Annotated in this window: 18 protein-coding genes and 1 tRNA gene; 5 read left to right on the forward strand and 14 right to left on the reverse strand. The window is 60.5% G+C overall.

The annotated features are described in order from the left end of the window. Positions 1–161: 161 nt before the first annotated feature. The 4 genes from NMG70_RS30115 to NMG70_RS30130 all read right to left on the reverse strand — a co-directional run bounded on the left by NMG70_RS30115 (position 162) and on the right by NMG70_RS30130 (position 3,119). The gene (locus NMG70_RS30115; RefSeq protein WP_254027849.1) at positions 162–401 is read right to left on the reverse strand and encodes a Trm112 family protein; all 240 of its coding nucleotides are present in this window, start codon (positions 399–401) and stop codon (positions 162–164) included. A gap of 290 nt (positions 402–691) precedes the next feature. Then, entirely contained in the window at positions 692–1,363 is a 672-nt protein-coding gene (locus NMG70_RS30120) for an LON peptidase substrate-binding domain-containing protein (protein WP_254016952.1), read from the reverse strand. Positions 1,364–1,528: 165 nt separating this feature from the next. Further along, the gene (trxA, locus tag NMG70_RS30125; protein WP_254027850.1) at positions 1,529–2,527 is read right to left on the reverse strand and encodes a thioredoxin; all 999 of its coding nucleotides are present in this window, start codon (positions 2,525–2,527) and stop codon (positions 1,529–1,531) included. Between the two features lie 94 nt (positions 2,528–2,621). After that, on the reverse strand, positions 2,622–3,119 hold the full coding sequence (locus NMG70_RS30130; RefSeq protein WP_254027851.1) for a prolyl-tRNA synthetase associated domain-containing protein: 498 nt from the start codon (positions 3,117–3,119) through the stop codon (positions 2,622–2,624). A 249-nt stretch (positions 3,120–3,368) separates the two neighbouring features. On the opposite strand from NMG70_RS30130, the gene NMG70_RS30135 reads away from it, so the two are divergent. Then, a tRNA-Gly gene (locus NMG70_RS30135) sits at positions 3,369–3,443 on the forward strand. 879 nt (positions 3,444–4,322) lie between these two features. On the opposite strand, the gene NMG70_RS30140 is transcribed toward NMG70_RS30135, so the two are convergent. The 7 genes from NMG70_RS30140 to NMG70_RS30170 form a co-directional block, all read right to left on the reverse strand. Beyond that, positions 4,323–4,658 (reverse strand): hypothetical protein, encoded by a 336-nt coding sequence (locus tag NMG70_RS30140; protein WP_254027852.1) that lies wholly within the window; start codon positions 4,656–4,658, stop codon positions 4,323–4,325. Then, on the reverse strand, positions 4,655–5,416 hold the full coding sequence (locus tag NMG70_RS30145; protein ID WP_254027853.1) for a hypothetical protein: 762 nt from the start codon (positions 5,414–5,416) through the stop codon (positions 4,655–4,657). The genes NMG70_RS30140 and NMG70_RS30145 overlap by 4 nt, the downstream gene beginning before the upstream one ends. 33 nt (positions 5,417–5,449) lie before the next feature. After that, positions 5,450–5,725, reverse strand: a complete 276-nt coding sequence (locus NMG70_RS30150) for a hypothetical protein (protein ID WP_254027854.1) — start codon at positions 5,723–5,725, stop codon at positions 5,450–5,452. A gap of 355 nt (positions 5,726–6,080) precedes the next feature. Next, positions 6,081–6,668 (reverse strand): hypothetical protein, encoded by a 588-nt coding sequence (locus tag NMG70_RS30155; RefSeq protein WP_254027855.1) that lies wholly within the window; start codon positions 6,666–6,668, stop codon positions 6,081–6,083. A gap of 149 nt (positions 6,669–6,817) precedes the next feature. Then, entirely contained in the window at positions 6,818–7,231 is a 414-nt protein-coding gene (locus NMG70_RS30160; RefSeq protein ID WP_254027856.1) for a hypothetical protein, read from the reverse strand. Positions 7,232–7,303: 72 nt separating this feature from the next. Further along, positions 7,304–7,540 carry a hypothetical protein gene (locus tag NMG70_RS30165; protein WP_254027857.1) on the reverse strand — a complete coding sequence of 79 codons (237 nt, stop codon included), beginning with the start codon at positions 7,538–7,540 and terminating at the stop codon, positions 7,304–7,306. A gap of 302 nt (positions 7,541–7,842) precedes the next feature. Further along, the gene (locus tag NMG70_RS30170; RefSeq protein ID WP_254027858.1) at positions 7,843–8,463 is read right to left on the reverse strand and encodes a hypothetical protein; all 621 of its coding nucleotides are present in this window, start codon (positions 8,461–8,463) and stop codon (positions 7,843–7,845) included. Positions 8,464–8,629: 166 nt separating this feature from the next. Between NMG70_RS30170 and NMG70_RS30175 the strand changes: the two genes are divergently transcribed. After that, the gene (locus NMG70_RS30175; RefSeq protein ID WP_436798486.1) at positions 8,630–9,025 is read left to right on the forward strand and encodes a hypothetical protein; all 396 of its coding nucleotides are present in this window, start codon (positions 8,630–8,632) and stop codon (positions 9,023–9,025) included. Between the two features lie 256 nt (positions 9,026–9,281). Here NMG70_RS30175 and NMG70_RS30180 read toward each other — a convergent pair whose 3' ends face one another. Continuing rightward, entirely contained in the window at positions 9,282–10,052 is a 771-nt protein-coding gene (locus NMG70_RS30180) for an SDR family NAD(P)-dependent oxidoreductase (RefSeq protein WP_254027860.1), read from the reverse strand. Between the two features lie 89 nt (positions 10,053–10,141). Here NMG70_RS30180 and NMG70_RS30185 point away from each other — a divergent pair, with 89 nt between their 5' ends. After that, on the forward strand, positions 10,142–10,768 hold the full coding sequence (locus NMG70_RS30185) for a TetR/AcrR family transcriptional regulator (RefSeq protein WP_254027888.1): 627 nt from the start codon (positions 10,142–10,144) through the stop codon (positions 10,766–10,768). 503 nt (positions 10,769–11,271) lie between these two features. On the opposite strand, the gene NMG70_RS30190 is transcribed toward NMG70_RS30185, so the two are convergent. Next, entirely contained in the window at positions 11,272–12,555 is a 1,284-nt protein-coding gene (locus tag NMG70_RS30190; protein WP_254027861.1) for a cystathionine gamma-synthase family protein, read from the reverse strand. A 1,837-nt stretch (positions 12,556–14,392) separates the two neighbouring features. On the opposite strand from NMG70_RS30190, the gene NMG70_RS32735 reads away from it, so the two are divergent. Beyond that, positions 14,393–14,527, forward strand: coding sequence for a hypothetical protein (locus NMG70_RS32735; protein WP_301555197.1), 135 nt, complete (start codon positions 14,393–14,395; stop codon positions 14,525–14,527). A gap of 279 nt (positions 14,528–14,806) precedes the next feature. On the opposite strand, the gene NMG70_RS30195 is transcribed toward NMG70_RS32735, so the two are convergent. Then, on the reverse strand, positions 14,807–15,676 hold the full coding sequence (locus NMG70_RS30195) for a helix-turn-helix domain-containing protein (RefSeq protein ID WP_254027862.1): 870 nt from the start codon (positions 15,674–15,676) through the stop codon (positions 14,807–14,809). A 106-nt stretch (positions 15,677–15,782) separates the two neighbouring features. Here NMG70_RS30195 and NMG70_RS30200 point away from each other — a divergent pair, with 106 nt between their 5' ends. Next, on the forward strand, positions 15,783–17,054 hold the full coding sequence (locus NMG70_RS30200) for an ABC transporter substrate-binding protein (RefSeq protein ID WP_254027863.1): 1,272 nt from the start codon (positions 15,783–15,785) through the stop codon (positions 17,052–17,054). The last annotated feature ends 140 nt before the right edge of the window (positions 17,055–17,194 follow it).

Genomic DNA, 17,194 nt, shown 5'->3' on the forward strand with positions numbered 1-17,194 from the left:
ACTCAAGGGGGGAGATCGGCAGCTTCGCCTGCAGCGCCTTTCCTGCGACGGTGATGATTGGCGAAACCGGCGGTGACGGCCGATCTCCCCCCAAGTGGGGGAGATGTCAAGTCTTGGCAAAGAGGGGCAGGACAGAGGGGGGCGCGAAGAATCACCACGCTTCAAGACGGCCCACCCAACCGCGGCGGCGGCAATCCGTCGTCGAAGGGGACCGAGCGTGCCTCCGAAGGCAGCATGATCGGGATGCCGTCACGCACCGGATAGGCAAGCCGTGCGACCCTCGAGATGAGCTCGCTGCGCTCCGGATCCCAGCTAAGCGGACCCTTGGTCAGCGGGCAGGCCAGTAGTTCCAGCAGCCTGGGATCGACATTGGCCTTCTTTCCCTCACGCCCATCCACCATTTTTGTCTGTCTTTCTCTCGGAGCAATCACTTCAGGTTTAGCGTTCGCCCTCAGTTTTCGGGCATTGACGCTGCCCCTCACCTGCCTGCCGGCATCCTCTCCCCGTATAGTGACGGGGAGAGGGACGCTGCCATCAGCGGTTTCGCCAATCACCAGCGTTGAAGGACGGGCGCCGAGCCCGCCACCAGCCCCTTCTCCCCGTCACTATACGGGGAGAAGGTCCCGGCAGGGGGATGAGGGGCGGCGCCGACTTCCGCAATTGGCCTAATCCCTGCGTCCTTCTAGCTTGCCTACTGCAAACTCGATCCGAAATCCTCGTTTTCGCGCGCCAGCGCCATTTCGGTGATGGCGATCAGCGTTTCGGCGCGTGTCTTCAGGTCCGCCGCTTCGAGCAGCGCCTGTTTCTCGGCCGGCCCGTAAGGAGCCATCATCGACAGCGCATTGACCAGCATGGCGTTTTCGGCGCGGCTGACGCTTTCCCAGTCGGCTTCAAGATCGTTGGCCTGCAAATAGGCGCGAAATGCCCTGAGCAGCGCCGGCCGGTCGATCTCGGTCTCCGCCTGATCTTCGTCGAGATCGGTGAGAAAGGGCGCAAACCGGCACTGGCGGAAGGGCGTCTTGACCGCAAGCTCCTGCACGATGCGGAACCGGCACACACCTTGCAGCGAAATCAGGTAGCGGCCGTCGCCGCTCTCGGAAAGCGCGATGATGCGTCCGGCGCAGCCGACATTGCAAAGCGCCGGCTCGCCATCGGCACGCCGCGCACCGTCGAGGCTAGGCTGTATGAGGCCGATCAGCCGCGATCCGGCGATCGCCTCGTCAACCATCTCCAGATAGCGCGGCTCGAAAATGTTGAGCGGCATGCGGCCGCCCGGCAGCAGCAATGCGCCTTCAAGCGGGAAGATCGGCACCGTCGGCGGCAAATCGGTATCGAGCCGGTAATGCGCGTTTCCCGCCTGCACTTCAAACCTCCGCTCGCTCCCTCAAGAAGCGCATCAAACCCGCCCATCTCTTCGCAACCTGACGCGTAATCGTCACCGAGCGAAGAACGGATCGGTCAGGCCTCCTAATCTGGCGCAGCCGTTGTCGACCGCAAGGCCATCAGGCAAAAACAGCTTGAGGCGGGCTCAGGAAAACAGCAGCGACGACAATTTGCGCCGCGCCGCCAGCGTTGCCTCGTCGGTCATGCCCCATGCCTCAAAAAACTGCAGCAACTGCGTCTTGGCGCCGTCGTCGTTCCACGAGCGATCGGCTTTGACGATCGCCAGCAGATTATCGGCTGCGGCCATGCGCTCGCCGTTGGCGTTCTGGATCATGGCAAGCTCGAAACGTGCCTGATGATCCCCGGGGTTTTCAGCCAGGCGCCGCTCGAGCTCGGCCGGATTGCCAAGTGCTGCCGCCTGCGCGGCAAGCGCCATCTTGGCGCGCACCGCGGCGAGCGGCGGCGCATCCTTCTTGGCTTCCGGCGCCCGCGCCAGCACGGCTTCGGCGCCCTCGGCATCGTCGGCCTCGAACAGCAGATCGCCCAGCCCGGCAATCGCCTCGATCGTCTCCGGCGCCTGTTCCAGGATCGCATCGTAGATATCAGCCGCGGTCTGCACATCGCCGGCGGTGCGCGCTTCCGCGGCCGCGGCAAGCGCCTCGGCCACCTGCGGCGCACCATTGTTCTTGCCGCCGACCTTCTGGATGAACGCGGCGATCTGGCTCTCGGGAATGGCGCCCATGAAGCCGTCGACCGGCTGGCCGTCCTTGAACGCGATGACTGCCGGTATCGACTGGATGCCGAGCTGTCCGGCGATCGAAGGATGGTCGTCGATGTTCATCTTGACCAGCTTGACCTTGCCGCCGGCGGCGGTGACCGCCTTTTCCAGCAGCGGCGTCAGTTGCTTGCAGGGCCCGCACCATGGCGCCCAGAAATCGACCAGCACCGGCTGACGGCGCGATTCCTGGATGACGTCGGCGGCAAATGTGGCGGTCGTCGTCTCCTTGATGACGTCGACGGCGACAGGCGGGTCGCCAAGCGCGACTTTCGCGGGGCTGGCCTCAGTGCCGCCATACTGCACAGTGGTTGCATACTGTCCGCCATTGCTGCCAAATGGGCCGCCAAATTGATTGTTGTCGCTCATCTCGTGCCCTTTCGGTCGCGCCGCCCGGCCGCCAGCCCGGCGCAACATCCTTAATTCTCACTCAGAAGCCGGTTTATCGTCATCCATGTGGCGATCATGCCGTGACTTTCAAGATAACAGCATCATGTCCGGTTGCCTCGACGAATTTGACCAGGTCGGCGGCGGCGATCGATGTCGTTGCCTCGTTGGTCAGCGGATGGGCGTTGATGACGGCATGGCGCATCAACTCCTGGTCGAGAACGACCTTGACCCGCAACTGCGTATCGTTGATCAAGCCGAACACGGTGACCGCTCCCGGTGCGACGCCGAGAAGTTCCATCAGCATCTCCGGCTTGCCGAAGGAAACGCGCCCGGCGGCGCCGATGATTTGGTGGATCTGCTTGAGATCGACCGCCGCCTCCTCATCGACGCTGACCAGGAAGAAATTGTCCTTCCTGTCCTTGAGGAACAGGTTCTTGGTGTGCCCGCCGGCGATTTCCCCGCGCAGCGCCTGCGAATCGGCGACCGTGAACAGCGGCGGATGGCGCAGAGTCGAGACCTCGATCCCGAGATCGGCGAGAAAGGCGAAAAGCTCGGCTTCGGTTTTCGGCATGTCGTTTCTTGTCGGACTTTCTTGTTGTCGCGGTTTTGGCTTGTGTCGCGGTTTGGGTCATGCCGTTTACGGCCAATGACGCGGCCGAGACAAGACCGTTGCGCAGCAAGGCTGCCGATTGCGTTCCTATCCGCTAGGGAAGGCTCGTTTACGTCGCCGGGTGCGGCCCAAAAAACCTGCGATTTCCCTGTTGCAATCGCCGCGCCCTTCAGCCATATAGGCTCGGCTTGCGGCCCAAAAGCCGCGCGAGCGGGTGTAGCTCAGGGGTAGAGCACAACCTTGCCAAGGTTGGGGTCGAGCGTTCGAATCGCTTCACCCGCTCCAGTTTTCCCAAGGGGAATCAAGCATTTAAAGCGGTCGCCTTCGGGCGGCCGTTTTGCTTTTTCGGGCCGTGTCGCCACCATGTCGCCACCAAAGGCTTTTTGGGGTTGGCCGCGGAACGCCCTCGCCTCAACCTTGAACGTTTGCGGGCCGTTGCCTAGGGGTCGTTGCCGCCATCTACTCACCATCTATTTTAGACACCCTACCCCTGAGAGCTTCCATGAGGCGGTGCAGACGACACTGGCCAGCTTCGACATTTGGGGCGAGGCAAAGTCTGGCCGACTGCTCGAAATGAAATTCAGGCTGCGGCGTGCACGGCAGGGAAACGGGAGTGATGGGTTGCCCATAGAAAGCAAAACTGGGAGCGGATTTTTCCAATGTTTTCCCCGGTGTGGGAATTCCCACAGCCGAGCCTGGTCCGACTGGCATATCGTTGTTGCAACATCCAGGCCCTGCGCAGAAGCCATAAGGTGTCCCGCGATGGGTCAATAAGTCTGGCACGGCAGTTGGATGGTCAGGTATGGGGGAATGGGGCGGAGGCCCGTCGCTTCGCAAATGTAGCGGCGGGTCTTCTGCATAGAGGTCGCGTCCCAGTCTACGCGCTGCCGTCCGTGTCGCTTTCCTCGTCTATCGCCCGGACCGGCAGTAAGCAGCTGTAGGTATCGGCGAAGTCGAGATCGAGGAAGACATAGGGGGGTGTCTACGAAGTGGTCCTCGATGCGCTGTGGCCAAGCGACCTATTAACCGGAAACCTGTTAACTAAATTGGCCTAAGCCATTGATCCTCAATAGGGACTTTTGAACTAACTCCCCCTCGCGAGCATGCGCGTACCGGTCCCGATATTACCCTCCCCAATAGGGGGTAATGGCCGCGATTACCACGCTATAGCAACGGGCCGTTCTGATAGCCTGACCGGCTAAATGAAAAGCCCGCCACCGTGAGGCAGCGGGCTTCAACATGGCGCCGATCGTTAAGACGCTTTTCCTTCGAACGCTTTGAATAGGCGTCCTTGGCCTTGTGGGACATTGACTCCGCGACACTGGCAACGAAGAACAGGCGGCTACCTTCCGCCTCGGTGATGACGTAGTTGCCGCTTTCGGGAGGGAGACAGCTGAAATGCTCCTCCAAGAGGTTCAACAGGACGTCGACCATGTTGTCGGAGTCGCAGATCAGCGGCTCCAGATCCGCGAACGTCATCCTTTCCTTGCCGGCGCTCATGCTGATGCATCCCCTTCCGAAGCCAACTGGAGAACCGACGCTGCCAACTGTGCAGCCCAAAGCTCGCCATCCAAGGGGTATTTGCGCGCAATCGCCTTGTTGAAGGTGGTGACCGCCTGCGCCTTGATCAGCATCCCCTCCATGGTCGTTCCCGACTGCTCCATGATAGCGGTCACCAGATCTGAAAGTGACTTCTTCGCAGCCGCCGCCCTCGCCTTCGCCATGTCCATTCCTGAAACCTTGCGAAGGCGGGTGGTTTGAACCTTGTAGAGCTTGCCAATCTTGAGCTCTCTCTTGGCTCTAGCTAGCCAGGCCGCTCGCCTAGCTCGCATGGCCTCACTCGCGTTGTGTCGCAGCGGGCGTTCGTTGGCTACTATGGCCGCGAGGTTTCTGACATCGCGTACACAGCGAAGCTCTTCTCCTGGACGCCTAAGGAACCGTCCGGCGATATCGCGCTCGCCGTCTATGTAGTTCCCGCGCGGCATGGTGATTTCGTCGGGGGCCAGCGGCCAGCGGTGTTTCCATTCCGCGGCGATCCATTCGATTTCTTCGAGCGCCGCGCGGTATTCGGCCGCAGCTTCCGGCAGTTGATTGCCTAGCCGGATCAGTTCCGGGTTTTCAACAGGTGCGCAGCCAGCGGCCGACGCCACAGTGATTGTGGCGGCAGCGGTTGAAGCAGCCGCGAGCCCGAGTAGCATGCGGCGGCGGTTGATCTCGGGCATGCCTTCGGCGGCTGCCCGAACAGTGGTGTTCGGCATTGTCATTCTCCCTATGTTGAACGTTGTGCCGGGCTATCCGGCGAGGGCTGCTAGTTCCGTTTCGAGTTGACGGCGGCGGGGTTCGATGTTGACGCGGAACGACTGATACTTGAGGCGGTCAATCTCAACCGTAATGCGATCGGCGCGGCGCTCTGGCGCGGTCATCTGCGCCGCCTTTGCCTCATGCCAAGCGGCGGCGAGATAGAAGCCAAAGTCGGCCCGGTTGAGCTTGCGCGCGATATGCGGACGGGCCGCGAAATGGGCATTCCACTTCGCCCAGGCTGCCTTCATGATTTCCGAGCGGTTCAACATTAGCTTGCTCCTCACGTCGCCTTGTGCGATACCTGAGGTATTAATTCATTGTTGGAACCCTGTCAATACCTCAGGTATTAAATGGTTCACGAGGAACTAAACAAAAATGGCGATTTCGAGCGAACAAATCCGGGCCGCTAGGGCACTACTCCGATGGGAGCAGAAGGATTTGGCTGCGGCATCAAAGGTGTCTCTGCCGTCGATCAAGCGACTTGAGTCTCAGCCGGGACTCCTTGCGGCACAGCCCCGGACAGTCGCCGCACTTCTGGAGGCGTTTGACCGCGGCGGAGTTATCTTCGTTGCAGAGAACGGCGAGGGGCAGGGCGTGAGGCTGCGAAAGAGCCGATAGGCCCTAGAATGAAACATCTGGATCGGGCTTTTTCCGGGGCGTCAACGTCTTTCGTTTGCCCCGCTTTTTTGACGGTGAGGCTCTTGCTTTGAGACTCAGTCGCCGAGCTTTCTCCTCTTCCGCAGCCTGCTTACGGGTTTCTTCTCTAATCTGTTCGAGTTCTCGTAGGCCCTCCATCATCTCAGAACGCCCGCGTTGCTCCTGCGTATTCTGACCCACAAGGCGAGAGGCGCTGACCTGGAGTGCTCCGCGAATAACGGTGTCGCGAGCTTGCTCGCGCTGCCAGGCTTCGTCGTATGTCTGCTGGCCGTGCCTTTCTCGGCTAATCGACAATGCCTGATCTATTTCCCAGCTCGATGGCCATTGGCCCACCGTATCTCGGTACTGCTGGAACGCCTTGATAACCGACACGCACTGCCCTGCAATCTCGTATGACTTCCCGGCTCCGCGCACGACGCGGATGATGTTGGCGGCAAGCTCACGAAGCGGCCATCCAACGGCTTCCTTCGCCCACGCTTGATCGATCGCCTTCTGATCGTTCTCGACGGCCAGGCGCAAATGCGGCTTTGGCTTTCCTATTTCATCTTCCATTTCTACCCTTCACCCTCCCGCTCCTCGTCCGCTCACCACTTTGCGCGCGCTCACCCGCTCACGTGCATGCAACGGCTTGCCCGCCATGACTCCCACCATTGGCATCGTAAGGACTACTCCTTTACCAGAGGTCGGCACCGCTGCGAGGATCAATTCGTCCAGATCGAACATTGAACTGTTTGGCCTGTGGCCCGATCGCGAGCCTTTTTCGAAAACACGCGACGAAGGCCAATTGCACGTGCCCCAACTTCATTCGACGCAACATAGTCGGGAGGCCCAACATACCAGCGCCAGATTGAGTTCGCTGCGGCACGCTTCCAGGTAAATTTCGATAAGTTGACCGGGCCGTTTCGGCTGTATCGGCAGTCGATGGTCGCGGGCATTAAGCCCTTTTTCTCCATCGCTTTGGTGACGCTGGAGGCACTATGCTCGGTGAGCCACCCAGCCTTTTCGCTAGTTGAAGCCGTAGTGCATCCTGCCAGGAATATGCTCAATATCAAAAGCCCGATGGCCAATGCGCTTCCTGCGGCTGATCGCCGATTGCCTTCCGGATTCTGATTCATACCCGCCTCCTCAGACTGAAGTAATCAGGCTAGATGGGAGGCAGGCGCTAAACAAGGGAGCGAGCCCCTTTCTTAATATTCCGCCCAGAAGTCCTGCAGTGAGGCGTGCCGCAGGTCTTCCTCGCCCCTGAGATGCTTCACGCGTGCCTTTATCCCCGGCTTGACCCACTGCGTTGCCGGCCGCTTTGGCATGTCCTTGGGCGGCGGCCCGGCGTGTTCCTGCACACGTTTCCAAAGCCGCTCGCGCATCTCACGATTGACGCTGACGAAGGCGCTGCCGACATATTTGCGCGTCCCTGGGTCAGCCATGAGTGCGAATGCCGGCTTGCCCCTCTCGCGTTCAACTCCGAGAATCTCAAACTCGCTTTCGGTGAAGGATTTCGTTTTCAGCCAATTGGTAGTCGGGCCGCTGCGGTATTTGCTGAAACGTAGTAAGCGAGAATGCTAGGAAACGCAACGTTTTCAGAGACTCCCGGAAATTCCAGGAAACTCCCGGAAACGCGAGTGCCAACCTTGCCAAGGTTGGGGTCGAGCGTTCGAATCGCTTCACCCGCTCCAAATCTTCTTTAGATTTGAAAAGCATAAAGGGCCCGGGTAACCGGGCCTTTTTGCTATCTGGCGCCGGGGAGCGCTGGGGTATCATGGTGTCTACAGGTATTCGACGGCGTCGGACCCTCGTCATTGCCTTGACGACCCACACCCCTTGCCATCTCCAGCGCACGCAGTGGTCGGCGCTCCAGTTCGAAGGTGTCGATGAATCTCACATCCTCACCACCGGCGAGTGCGAGCCCGGCGTCGCCTTGCGTGCTCCAGAGTGGATGGACGACCACAATCGCTGAGCCGGGTCCGGATCTTCCCTGCTCAAGCAGGCAGGGCAGTCCCGACGGCGCGTGGATACTCGCGATCAGCGCTCCCGGACGCATCCGAGCGGCGGTCTCGGCGAGAGCCGTCGCGTGCTCGCGCCAGCCCGCCATTTCCGGGAAGCGCCCGTCATACTGGGACAGTCCGCAGGTGTAGCCTGGCATAACCATGGCGCGCAGGTAGGCGATCCCCAGGCGCCAATCGAGCAGGCCATGGTATCGGCGGTTCCCAAAACGCTGGATGCATCGGTAGCACGATGTCTGGCAGCGCGCGGCGTGCGCACCCTCCTCGCTGACCGAAAGGAGGTCGACGAGCGGCCAAGCATGAAAGTCATCCACTATGCTTCTCATGAGGTGGACAATATGCGGCATGCCGTCGGTGCGGTCCTCCCCGAGGGCAACCAGTGCCGGCGGTTTGAGATCGACCGCTGCCGGAACTGCCGACCCACCCTATACAGGTATACAGGTATACAGGTCGACGTTGAGAAGATGCGACTATCCGCCCGCCAAAACATGGGTGGCCCCGATGGAGGAGAAAATGGTTATAACGACCGGTACCATCAACCAGATTGATCCAGCTCAATGGGATCCAGCGCTCGATGCGGTTGCGGCCGCGCCGGCCAATCACAAAGTGCTTTTCGAGAACGACAATTTGCGAGTGCTTGAAGTTACGCTGCTAGCTGATGAGGAAGAACCGATCCACCACCACCGCTGGCCTTCTATCTTCGTCTTCGACTCTGTCGGTGGGCCGATCCATGATATTTGCCCGGACGGGACCGTCTTGCCGGACAATCGCGACGTGATCCGGGCGATCGAGGCGTGGGACGGCAAAGGGTGCCTTGTTGTCCATCCGATGGCCCCGCAGCCGGCCGGGCGAGTACTCAACAAGAGCGGCAAGCTCATTCATGGCATCCGGATCGAGATGAAGTGCTAGTGCAGACAGCCTCTGCCTCGTAGGCCTAGGCTCGGATCGTCTTCAGTGGGCGCGATCGATCGTGAAGATGAAGGGCCTGGGCCGCCTCCGGGTCAGTTCACGTCGATGTGGGGGCGTCTGAATGTCCGCTTCTCACATTCCAAGCCCGCAAGTCCGTTAGCGGCCCCATCCGTCACGCTGAGGTTACCGCCTCCTCGTCCGACGAGCGGAAAAACGCTCTGATCTCGCGTGAGCTCTCGGAGATGAAAATCGCCGCCTAAATCCGCGCTCCGCCAGTCGCATCAATCCGCTGGCCCGTCGTCCAACGTGCATCGTTCGACGCGATGAAGGTAATGACGTCCGCCACGTCGGCGGGCTGGCCAACCCGCGAAAACACCGACAACGCTTCCGCGCCGGCACGCGCATCGGTCGCGAGCCAAGCGGCATTCATGTCGGTCTCCGTGACCCCCGGCATGACCGCGTTCACCGTTATGCCACGGCTTGCAAACTCGGGTGCGAGTGCCAGCGTGAGTGTTTCGAGAGCACCTTTTGAAGCGGCATAGGCTGGATGGGTCGGCGCTGCGATACGCGTGAAGCCAGTGGAAACATTGATGACCCGTCCGTCGTCTCGAATGTCGTTCGCCAGCGCTTGGATCAAGAAGAAGGGTGCCTTGAAGTTGATCGTCATGAGGTCGTCGAACGTGGCTTCGCTCGTCTGCGCCAGGGGCGTCGCCACCGCTATGCCGGCATTGTTGACGAGGATGTCGAGGCCGGCTTTGCCAGTCGCGGCCAGGGACGCCTTTCTGAATTGCTCGGCGATACTGTCGGCCGCCGCCTTGCCATCGCGTAAATCGGCACGGATGGCGACAGCCCGCGAACTCAGGGCCTCGATCTCCTGCACCGTCGTCGCGGCCGCCTTGGCGTTGCTGGCGTAATGCACACCGATAAGAGCAGCGCCCTCCTTTGCGAAGGCAAGTGCAATTGCGCGGCCTATGCCACGAGATCCTCCGGTAACGAGGGCGACCTTGTTTGCGAGACGTCCGGACATTTGCGAACTCCATTGCAGCGTTTAATAGCGGTCGATATATTAATCGCAGCGGAACGTTGTCAATGTTTTTTATAGGGATCGATATAAATATGGTGGAGGCTCCGAAAAAGCGGGGCAGACCGAGGACGCTGGATCGCAATGTCGGGCTGGACGTTGCGGCGCGCCTGTTCTGGGAGCATGGCTATGAAGGGACTTCCATAGCCGACTTGACGGCGGCCATGGGCGTTACGCCGCCGTCGCTCTACGCGACCTTCGGTTCGAAGCAGGAGCTTTACTGCAAGGCGCTCGATCATGCCGTCGAGCGGGAAAGCAAGGCTCGGATGGACGCGCTGAATAGCGGCTTAAGCGCGTATGAGGCTCTGTCTTTCTATCTGCACGATGTCGCGACTGGCATCTCGCGCCCCGACGACCCGAGAGGATGCATTGTCTCGACAGCGGTTGTTCAATGCGCGGCGGAAAATGAACCGGTCGCGAAATCTATGACTGCAAGGCGAGAGGCTGCGATCAAAGCTATACGCGAACGTTTCGACAGAGCGATTAGCGAAGGGGATCTCGCTGTCGGCACCGACACGGAGTCGCTTGCGCGTTTCTATGGAGCCTTCGTACAGGGCATGTCGGTGCAGGCGTGTGACGGTGCCTGCACCCAGAGGCTGAAACGTTTGGTCGACATCGCACTTTCAGCTTGGCCAGGGAAGCGTAGCAAAAAAGGTCGTTGAATGCCTGAGGACGCTGGTGCAACCGACCGCGGATTCCGCGAGCGGACTGTTCGATTAGCCCGCCGGGACAGGCTCCGCCGCGTATCTGCGGCCGTCCGCTATAAGTGCAGCCGATGTTGAAAGCCGCCGTTCCGTTTTCGGCCCCAATCTCTGCCGTTACAAACCGTAGCGACAATGTTCGGATCGGCGGGCAAGCGGGCGTTCGCGAATGGTCGCCTGCTGAAGCCGTGGTGATGTTGTTATGCCGGAAGACGGTCCGACCTGTGCTGGGCTGTGGCATACTCCTGCAAGGGTTAGGGTGCCGGGCCGCGAAGCCTGTTGGTGCGGGATTCTTACCAGCGCTGGACCGGCCGCGGGGAGCGTCGGGGGAGCCGCCGCGCTTTTTTCAGCGGAGATGCCCCCCTCCCGGTCAAAAAAACCGGGAGTGGGGTCAGGGTGACTCCTGGACGCGGCAATCGCGACGAGATGGACGCCAGTCCGCCCAACAGATGTCACGGGATTTTTCAGGCGAGGGCCAGCGCCTGGGCGATATCGGCAACAAGGTCGTCGGGGTGCTCGACGCCGATCGACAGCCTTATTGTCGACTCAAGAACGCCGATCCGTTCCCGAACGTCTTTGGGCACGCCCGAATGGGTCATAGCGGCAGGATGGCTAGCCAGCGATTCCGTGCCGCCAAGGCTAACGGCAAGTTTCAATATCTGAAGGGCGTTGAGGAACGCGAACGCCGCGGCCTGACCACCGCGAATGTCGAACGAAAATGTCGACCCGGCGCCCGTGCATTGCGTCCTGAATACGCCTGCGGCCGGAGTATCGTCGCCGAGGAATGGCAGATATGCCACCCTTGCGACCTTCGGGTGGTCGGCCAGGAATTCGGCGACGATGCGGGCATTGGCGTTGGCTTTCTCCATCCGAATGCTCAGCGTTTCCAGTGAGCGGCCGAGCATCCAGCACGAGTGCGGATCCAGCTGCGTTCCGATCGCCCCCCTTAGCGCCTTGATGGATTTGGTGACGGCCCTGCTGCCAAGTGCCGCGCCGGCGATCAGATCGGAATGGCCGCCAACATATTTGGTCAGGGAATAGACGGAAACGTCGACACCGTGGTCAAGCGGACGCTGAAAAACCGGTCCGAGCAAAGTATTGTCGCACACGACGACCGGGCGCTGTCCCTGTTTGGCGGCGATCTCGTCGGCGATACGGCCGACAGCCATAAAATCGACCAACGAGTTGGTCGGGTTGGAGGGCGTTTCGATGAAGATGAGCGATACGCGGCCATTTCTGCAACCTTCATCAGCCGCCGCTCGAATGGCTGGTTCATCGACACCATCGGCGAAACCCACAGCCCCGACGCCAAAATTGGCCAGGGTCTTGGCCAGCAAAGTTTCAGTGCCGCCATAAAGCGGTTGCGAATGCACGATGAAGTCACCCGGACGGGCAAAGGCAAGCAGGGTGGTGGCAATGGCCGACATGCCGGACGAAAACAGAATGCAGGCCTCGGCCCCTTCGTAGATTGCCAGGCGATCCTCGACGATTTCGCTGTTGGGATGATTGAAGCGGGAATAGACCAATCCGGCTCCGGTTCCGCTCGGCGGTTCCTTGCGTCCGGATACGAAATCGAAGAAATCGCGCCCCTCTTCGGCTGATCGGAACACGAAGGTCGAGGTGAGGAACACCGGCGGCTTCACCGCACCTTCCGACAGCTGAGGGTCGAAGCCGTAGCTCAGCATCAACGTTTCCGGATGCAGCCGATGATTTCCGATATGCGTCTTGGACGGACGTGGGGCAGTCATGGCGATTCTCCGGTCAGGTGGTTTCAGACCAAAATTATAGGAAGAACCAACCCCAGTCTCTTGCTAACTCCACGCGGGTCCACGGTCTTCCAGACAGATCAGGCACGCCATGGTGCGCTCGCGCAGGAATGTGGTTTCGGACTCAAACGGTCCGATCGGTCCGATCTCTTTCTAATTCTAAGCGCGAACGGCAACCAAGGACCGTTAATGGCGAAAGTAATAGGAGAATTGGAGACATACCGGACCGGACCGGAAATGGTTTGCCGAGTGTCTGGGCGCCAAGCCGGAAGACCCAGTTGCACGGTCCGCGGTTGCTGCGTGATGCGGCACTGCAAGAGATCAGATCAGGAGGGATGAGGGCCAGCCTTCAGTGCGCTCTCGCGGCGCGCGGAGGCCGGCCCGGGGCCGCGCATATAGTGGAGCTCCGGCCGGTAGCGCGGTGCAACGAATTCGCGAATGGCTGATGCCAACTGAGTCGAACGATCCATGACACAAACTTTCCCTGGGCGCACTCGTAGCCGATTCCTGTAACCGCAAGCCGCCGCCGCAGGAGGCTGTTCGTTCCCGATTTTTGTCTGCGCTACGACGCCTTTTCCGCCGACCGCGGATGTACCGGCGGGGGCCGCATCTTTCAGGAATGCTATGCGCGACCATATCCACAGTCTCGCGGCCATCGAGACGCTCCTTATGACCTTGTGACACCTGGCGGACACGGTGGCAGTTTCCGCGACGCCGACGTCGATACGGGCTCGGTTGATGGACCGCTCGAACAAAAGACCGAATCTGATTGGGTCGCAGTCAGAAATTCCCACGAGGTGACGGACGACCAGAGGCCTACCCCCAGGGCGGCGGCCAAAAACGCTGCTGGAAGGCCGAACAGAAGCTATACGCGACATCATTGTCCCTACCTCACACGCCGGTATCGATGTGGAACAGGGTCTTCGCGCCCGGCATGTCTGAAGCTGTGGAAGCAAGAACCGTGCCACGCAATCGCAAGGCCGGGCTTCCAGCCGCCCTGTTTTGGGCGGCGTCATGCGTTCAAGTACCTGGTTCGTCAGTCGCTTCTTACTCGTCCTAGCCATTTGCTCCCCTGGGTGTTCGGGTTGCTTGAGTCGATCGTTTGCCGGGTTCCCGAGGGGAGCCGCAAGGCGCGGTTTTCGACGGAACTCCGTGGGACAGAGTGTTCCGCTCCCCGGAGCGCTGGACAATCATTTTCTGGCTGAATAGGTTACGGTTTGCGACGATAAGTTTCGTGGAATCAATGGGTTGCCAAGGTTGGGGTCGAGCGTTCGAATCGCTTCACCCGCTCCAGTTTCCTCTAAGGGAATCAAGCATCGAAAAGCCGCGGTCCACCGCGGCTTTTTCGTTTTTGGGCGGCGTCATCACCCAGCAGACGGGAGCGAGCTTGTCACTTGCCGGCTGCCTGTGGCCTTCAGGCGCTTTGTTCGCCGCTCGGAATACCCCCAATAGAGTTAGGACTTTTGCTCTTCAATTTCGGACCAAGGTCCCTTGCGGACAGGTGTATTTAAACCAAACTGGTTAAGTAGTGGACCATCATATTAGAGAGTCCTCATATTCATAGTCCGGAATCATCCTGGCGGGAGGGCGGCTCGAAGGAGGAATTATGAAAACTCGAACCAGTCTGTTCGCAACGGTCGCCGCTCTCGCCCTTGTCGCGTGTCCAGTCCTCGCCGGACCCGGCGGCAATGGCGGCGGGAAGGGTAACGGCGCAAGCAACGGCAATGGCGGAAATTCGGCTGCAGCCGGATCGCAGGGCCACGGAGCCGCAACGTCTGCGGCGGCCAGGGATAAGTCCACGCGGGGAATTGCTCATGCAATGGCTGTCGTTTCGACGACGCCGGCCTCGCCGCAGGCCACCCTGTCCTTGCAGGCAGCCCTGGACAAGTTCCTGGCAAGACAGGCCGATCCGGCCGACGATACCTCCGGCGAAATTCCTGACGCAGCCGAATAAAATCGCAAATCATGCGCCGCGGCGGCGCATCCCACCATCGAGATTCTTAGGCAGTTGGCGGGCTCCTTCATCTGTTCGGCCGATGCAATGGGTCAAGGAAAAGCCGACATTTGAGCCCGATCCTAAGGGATCCCTGGAACGGTCCTGCCCCTACAGACTGTCCAGAGAGCACCACCGGCTTCGGGCCGGTGGTGCATTTTTGCGCAGGCGCTAAACCAAGCCGTGGCCGCTTTGGTGCTCGAAGCCCGGGCCTCATCCGCAGCCATGCCCTTGCATGCACTATCTGACGCCTGCGCCTCTGCGAAAATCGGACGGCGACATGCCGGCCAGTTTGCGGAACGACTTGTTGAAGGCGCTGAGCGAGCCGAAGCCGGAGTCCATGGCGACGCGCAGCACGTTGGCGTCCTGGTGCATCAGCAGCGCCTGCGCGTAGCTGAGCCGCAACAAATTGACATATTCGTTGAGCGTCATGCCGGTCGATTTCTTAACAATGCTCATGGCGTATTTGGGATGGATGTCGGCCGCCGCCGCGATGTCCACGCAATCGATGTCGTAGAGGAAATTCTCGGCGATAAAGTCGCACATGCGCCCGACATTGCGCAGCGATTGCTGATCGAAGGGGCTGCCTGGCTCCTGCTCGATCGGCGTTTCAGGTACCAGCCGGTAAGGTTCGAAGCGCACCCGCTCCAGCCGCAGCAGCAGTTCGTTGACGGCGTGCTCGGCTTTGCCCGGATCGCCCGAGCGGACGTAGCGGTTCCAGCGCTCGAAATTGTGGCTGTCGGAGCGGTCGGTGGCATTGGTCACCAATGTCGCGCCGGTCATCAGCCGGTTGCGGACGTCGGCGGGCAGGTGGAGCCGGAAGAAGTGCACCAGCGGCAGATGCGCGCCGGCATAGACGGCGTCGTCCGACGCATCGTCCATCTGGTGCGGCAGGCCGCCCCAGAACAGGCACATGTCGCCGGCCGAAAGCGAGATCTCGTGCTCATCCATGCGGTAGTGCACGGCGCCGCGGACGATGAAATTCACCTCGACCTGGGCATGCCAATGCGGCTTGAGCATCACCAGGGGCTGGGAGTGAAACATCTGCAACAGCAGCGGCAGACCCTCCACGCTGCTGGCGCCGGGCTGGTAGAACGGCCTATCCGGCATCTTACTTTCCGCCAATTCTTTATTCCTTTTGTCGCGGACAAGCCTTCGCCAGTGCCTAGTCTAGGCCTGCTCGCGAAGAGAGAGCAAATGAAATGGGAGGATTTCAATGCGCATCACAATGACCTGCGCCGCGCTCGCGCTTGCCCTGGGCTCAGCCCCGGCCTTTGCGCAATCCGGCGAAATCACGATTTGGAGCTGGGACGTCGCCGCTTCGTCGCTGAAGGCCACCATAGAAGGTTTCAATAAACAGTTCCCCGACATCAAGGTGACGGTCCAGGATCTCGGCAACAACCCGATTTACGACAAGTCGATCGCCGGCTGCGCCGCCGGCGGCGAGGGGCTGCCGGATATCGTGACGATCGAGAACGGCGAGGCCGAGAACTACTGGAGCCAATTCCCGGACTGCTTCGTCGACCTTCATACGCTCGGCTATACCGCCGAAGACCAGGCAAAATTCCCCGATTTCAAGCGCACCGAGCTCGAAGTGGAAGACAAGGCCTATGCGATGCCGTGGGATTCGGGGCCGGTCGCGATGTACTACCGCCGCGACTTCTATGAGAAGGCCGGCGTCGATCCAACCTCGATCAAGACCTGGGACGATTTCATTGCCGCCGGCAAGAAGATCCAAGAAGCCAATCCTGGTGTGAAGATGACCAATGCCGATTTCAACGGCGACTCCGAATTCTTCCGGATGATCGCCAACGAGCAGGGCTGCGCCTATTTCGCCGCCGACGGGCAGTCGATCACCGTCAATCAGCCGGCCTGTGTGGCGTCGATGACCAAGATCAAGGAGATGAATGATGCCGGCATCATCACCTCGGCCGACTGGAGCACCAAAATCACCAACAACACCGCCGGCACCGTAGCCACCCAGATGTATGGCGGCTGGTACGAGGGCACCATCCGCACCGAGTGGCCCGACGGCAGCGGCAAATGGGGCGTCTACCTGATGCCGAGCCTCACCGCCGACGGCCCGCGCGCCGCCAATCTCGGCGGCTCCTCGCTCGCCATCACCTCGGTGTCCAACAACAAGGAGGCCGCCTACGCCTACCTGAAATATTCGCTCGCGACCAATGAAGGCCAGATAGCGATGCTGAAGGGTTTTGGCCTGGTGCCGTCGCTGATCTCGGCGCTCGACGACCCCTATGTCTCCGAAGGCCAGCCCTATTGGGGCGGCCAGGCGGTGTGGAAGGACATCCTCGGCACCTTGCCAAAAGTCGTCCCCAGCCGCGGCACACCGTTCCAGAGCGACGCGGAAATCATCGCCCGCGCAGTGCAGACCAAATATCTGGGCGGCGGCTACCCCGACGCCAAGGCGGCGCTCGACGACGCCGCAAGCCAGATCGCCTCGGCGACCGGTCTGCCGGTCGAAGAGTGAAATGTAGGGCGGGTTCGAATTCGACTCCTTCCTGTGACCGTTTCGCTACCCCTCACCTGCCTGCCGGCATCCTCTCCCCGTATAGTGACGGGGAGAGGGGCGCGGTCATCGACGGTTTCGCCAATCACCAACGTTGCAGA

It is taken from the genome of Mesorhizobium ventifaucium, from assembly GCF_935822925.1.
Lineage (GTDB): Bacteria > Pseudomonadota > Alphaproteobacteria > Rhizobiales > Rhizobiaceae > Mesorhizobium > Mesorhizobium ventifaucium.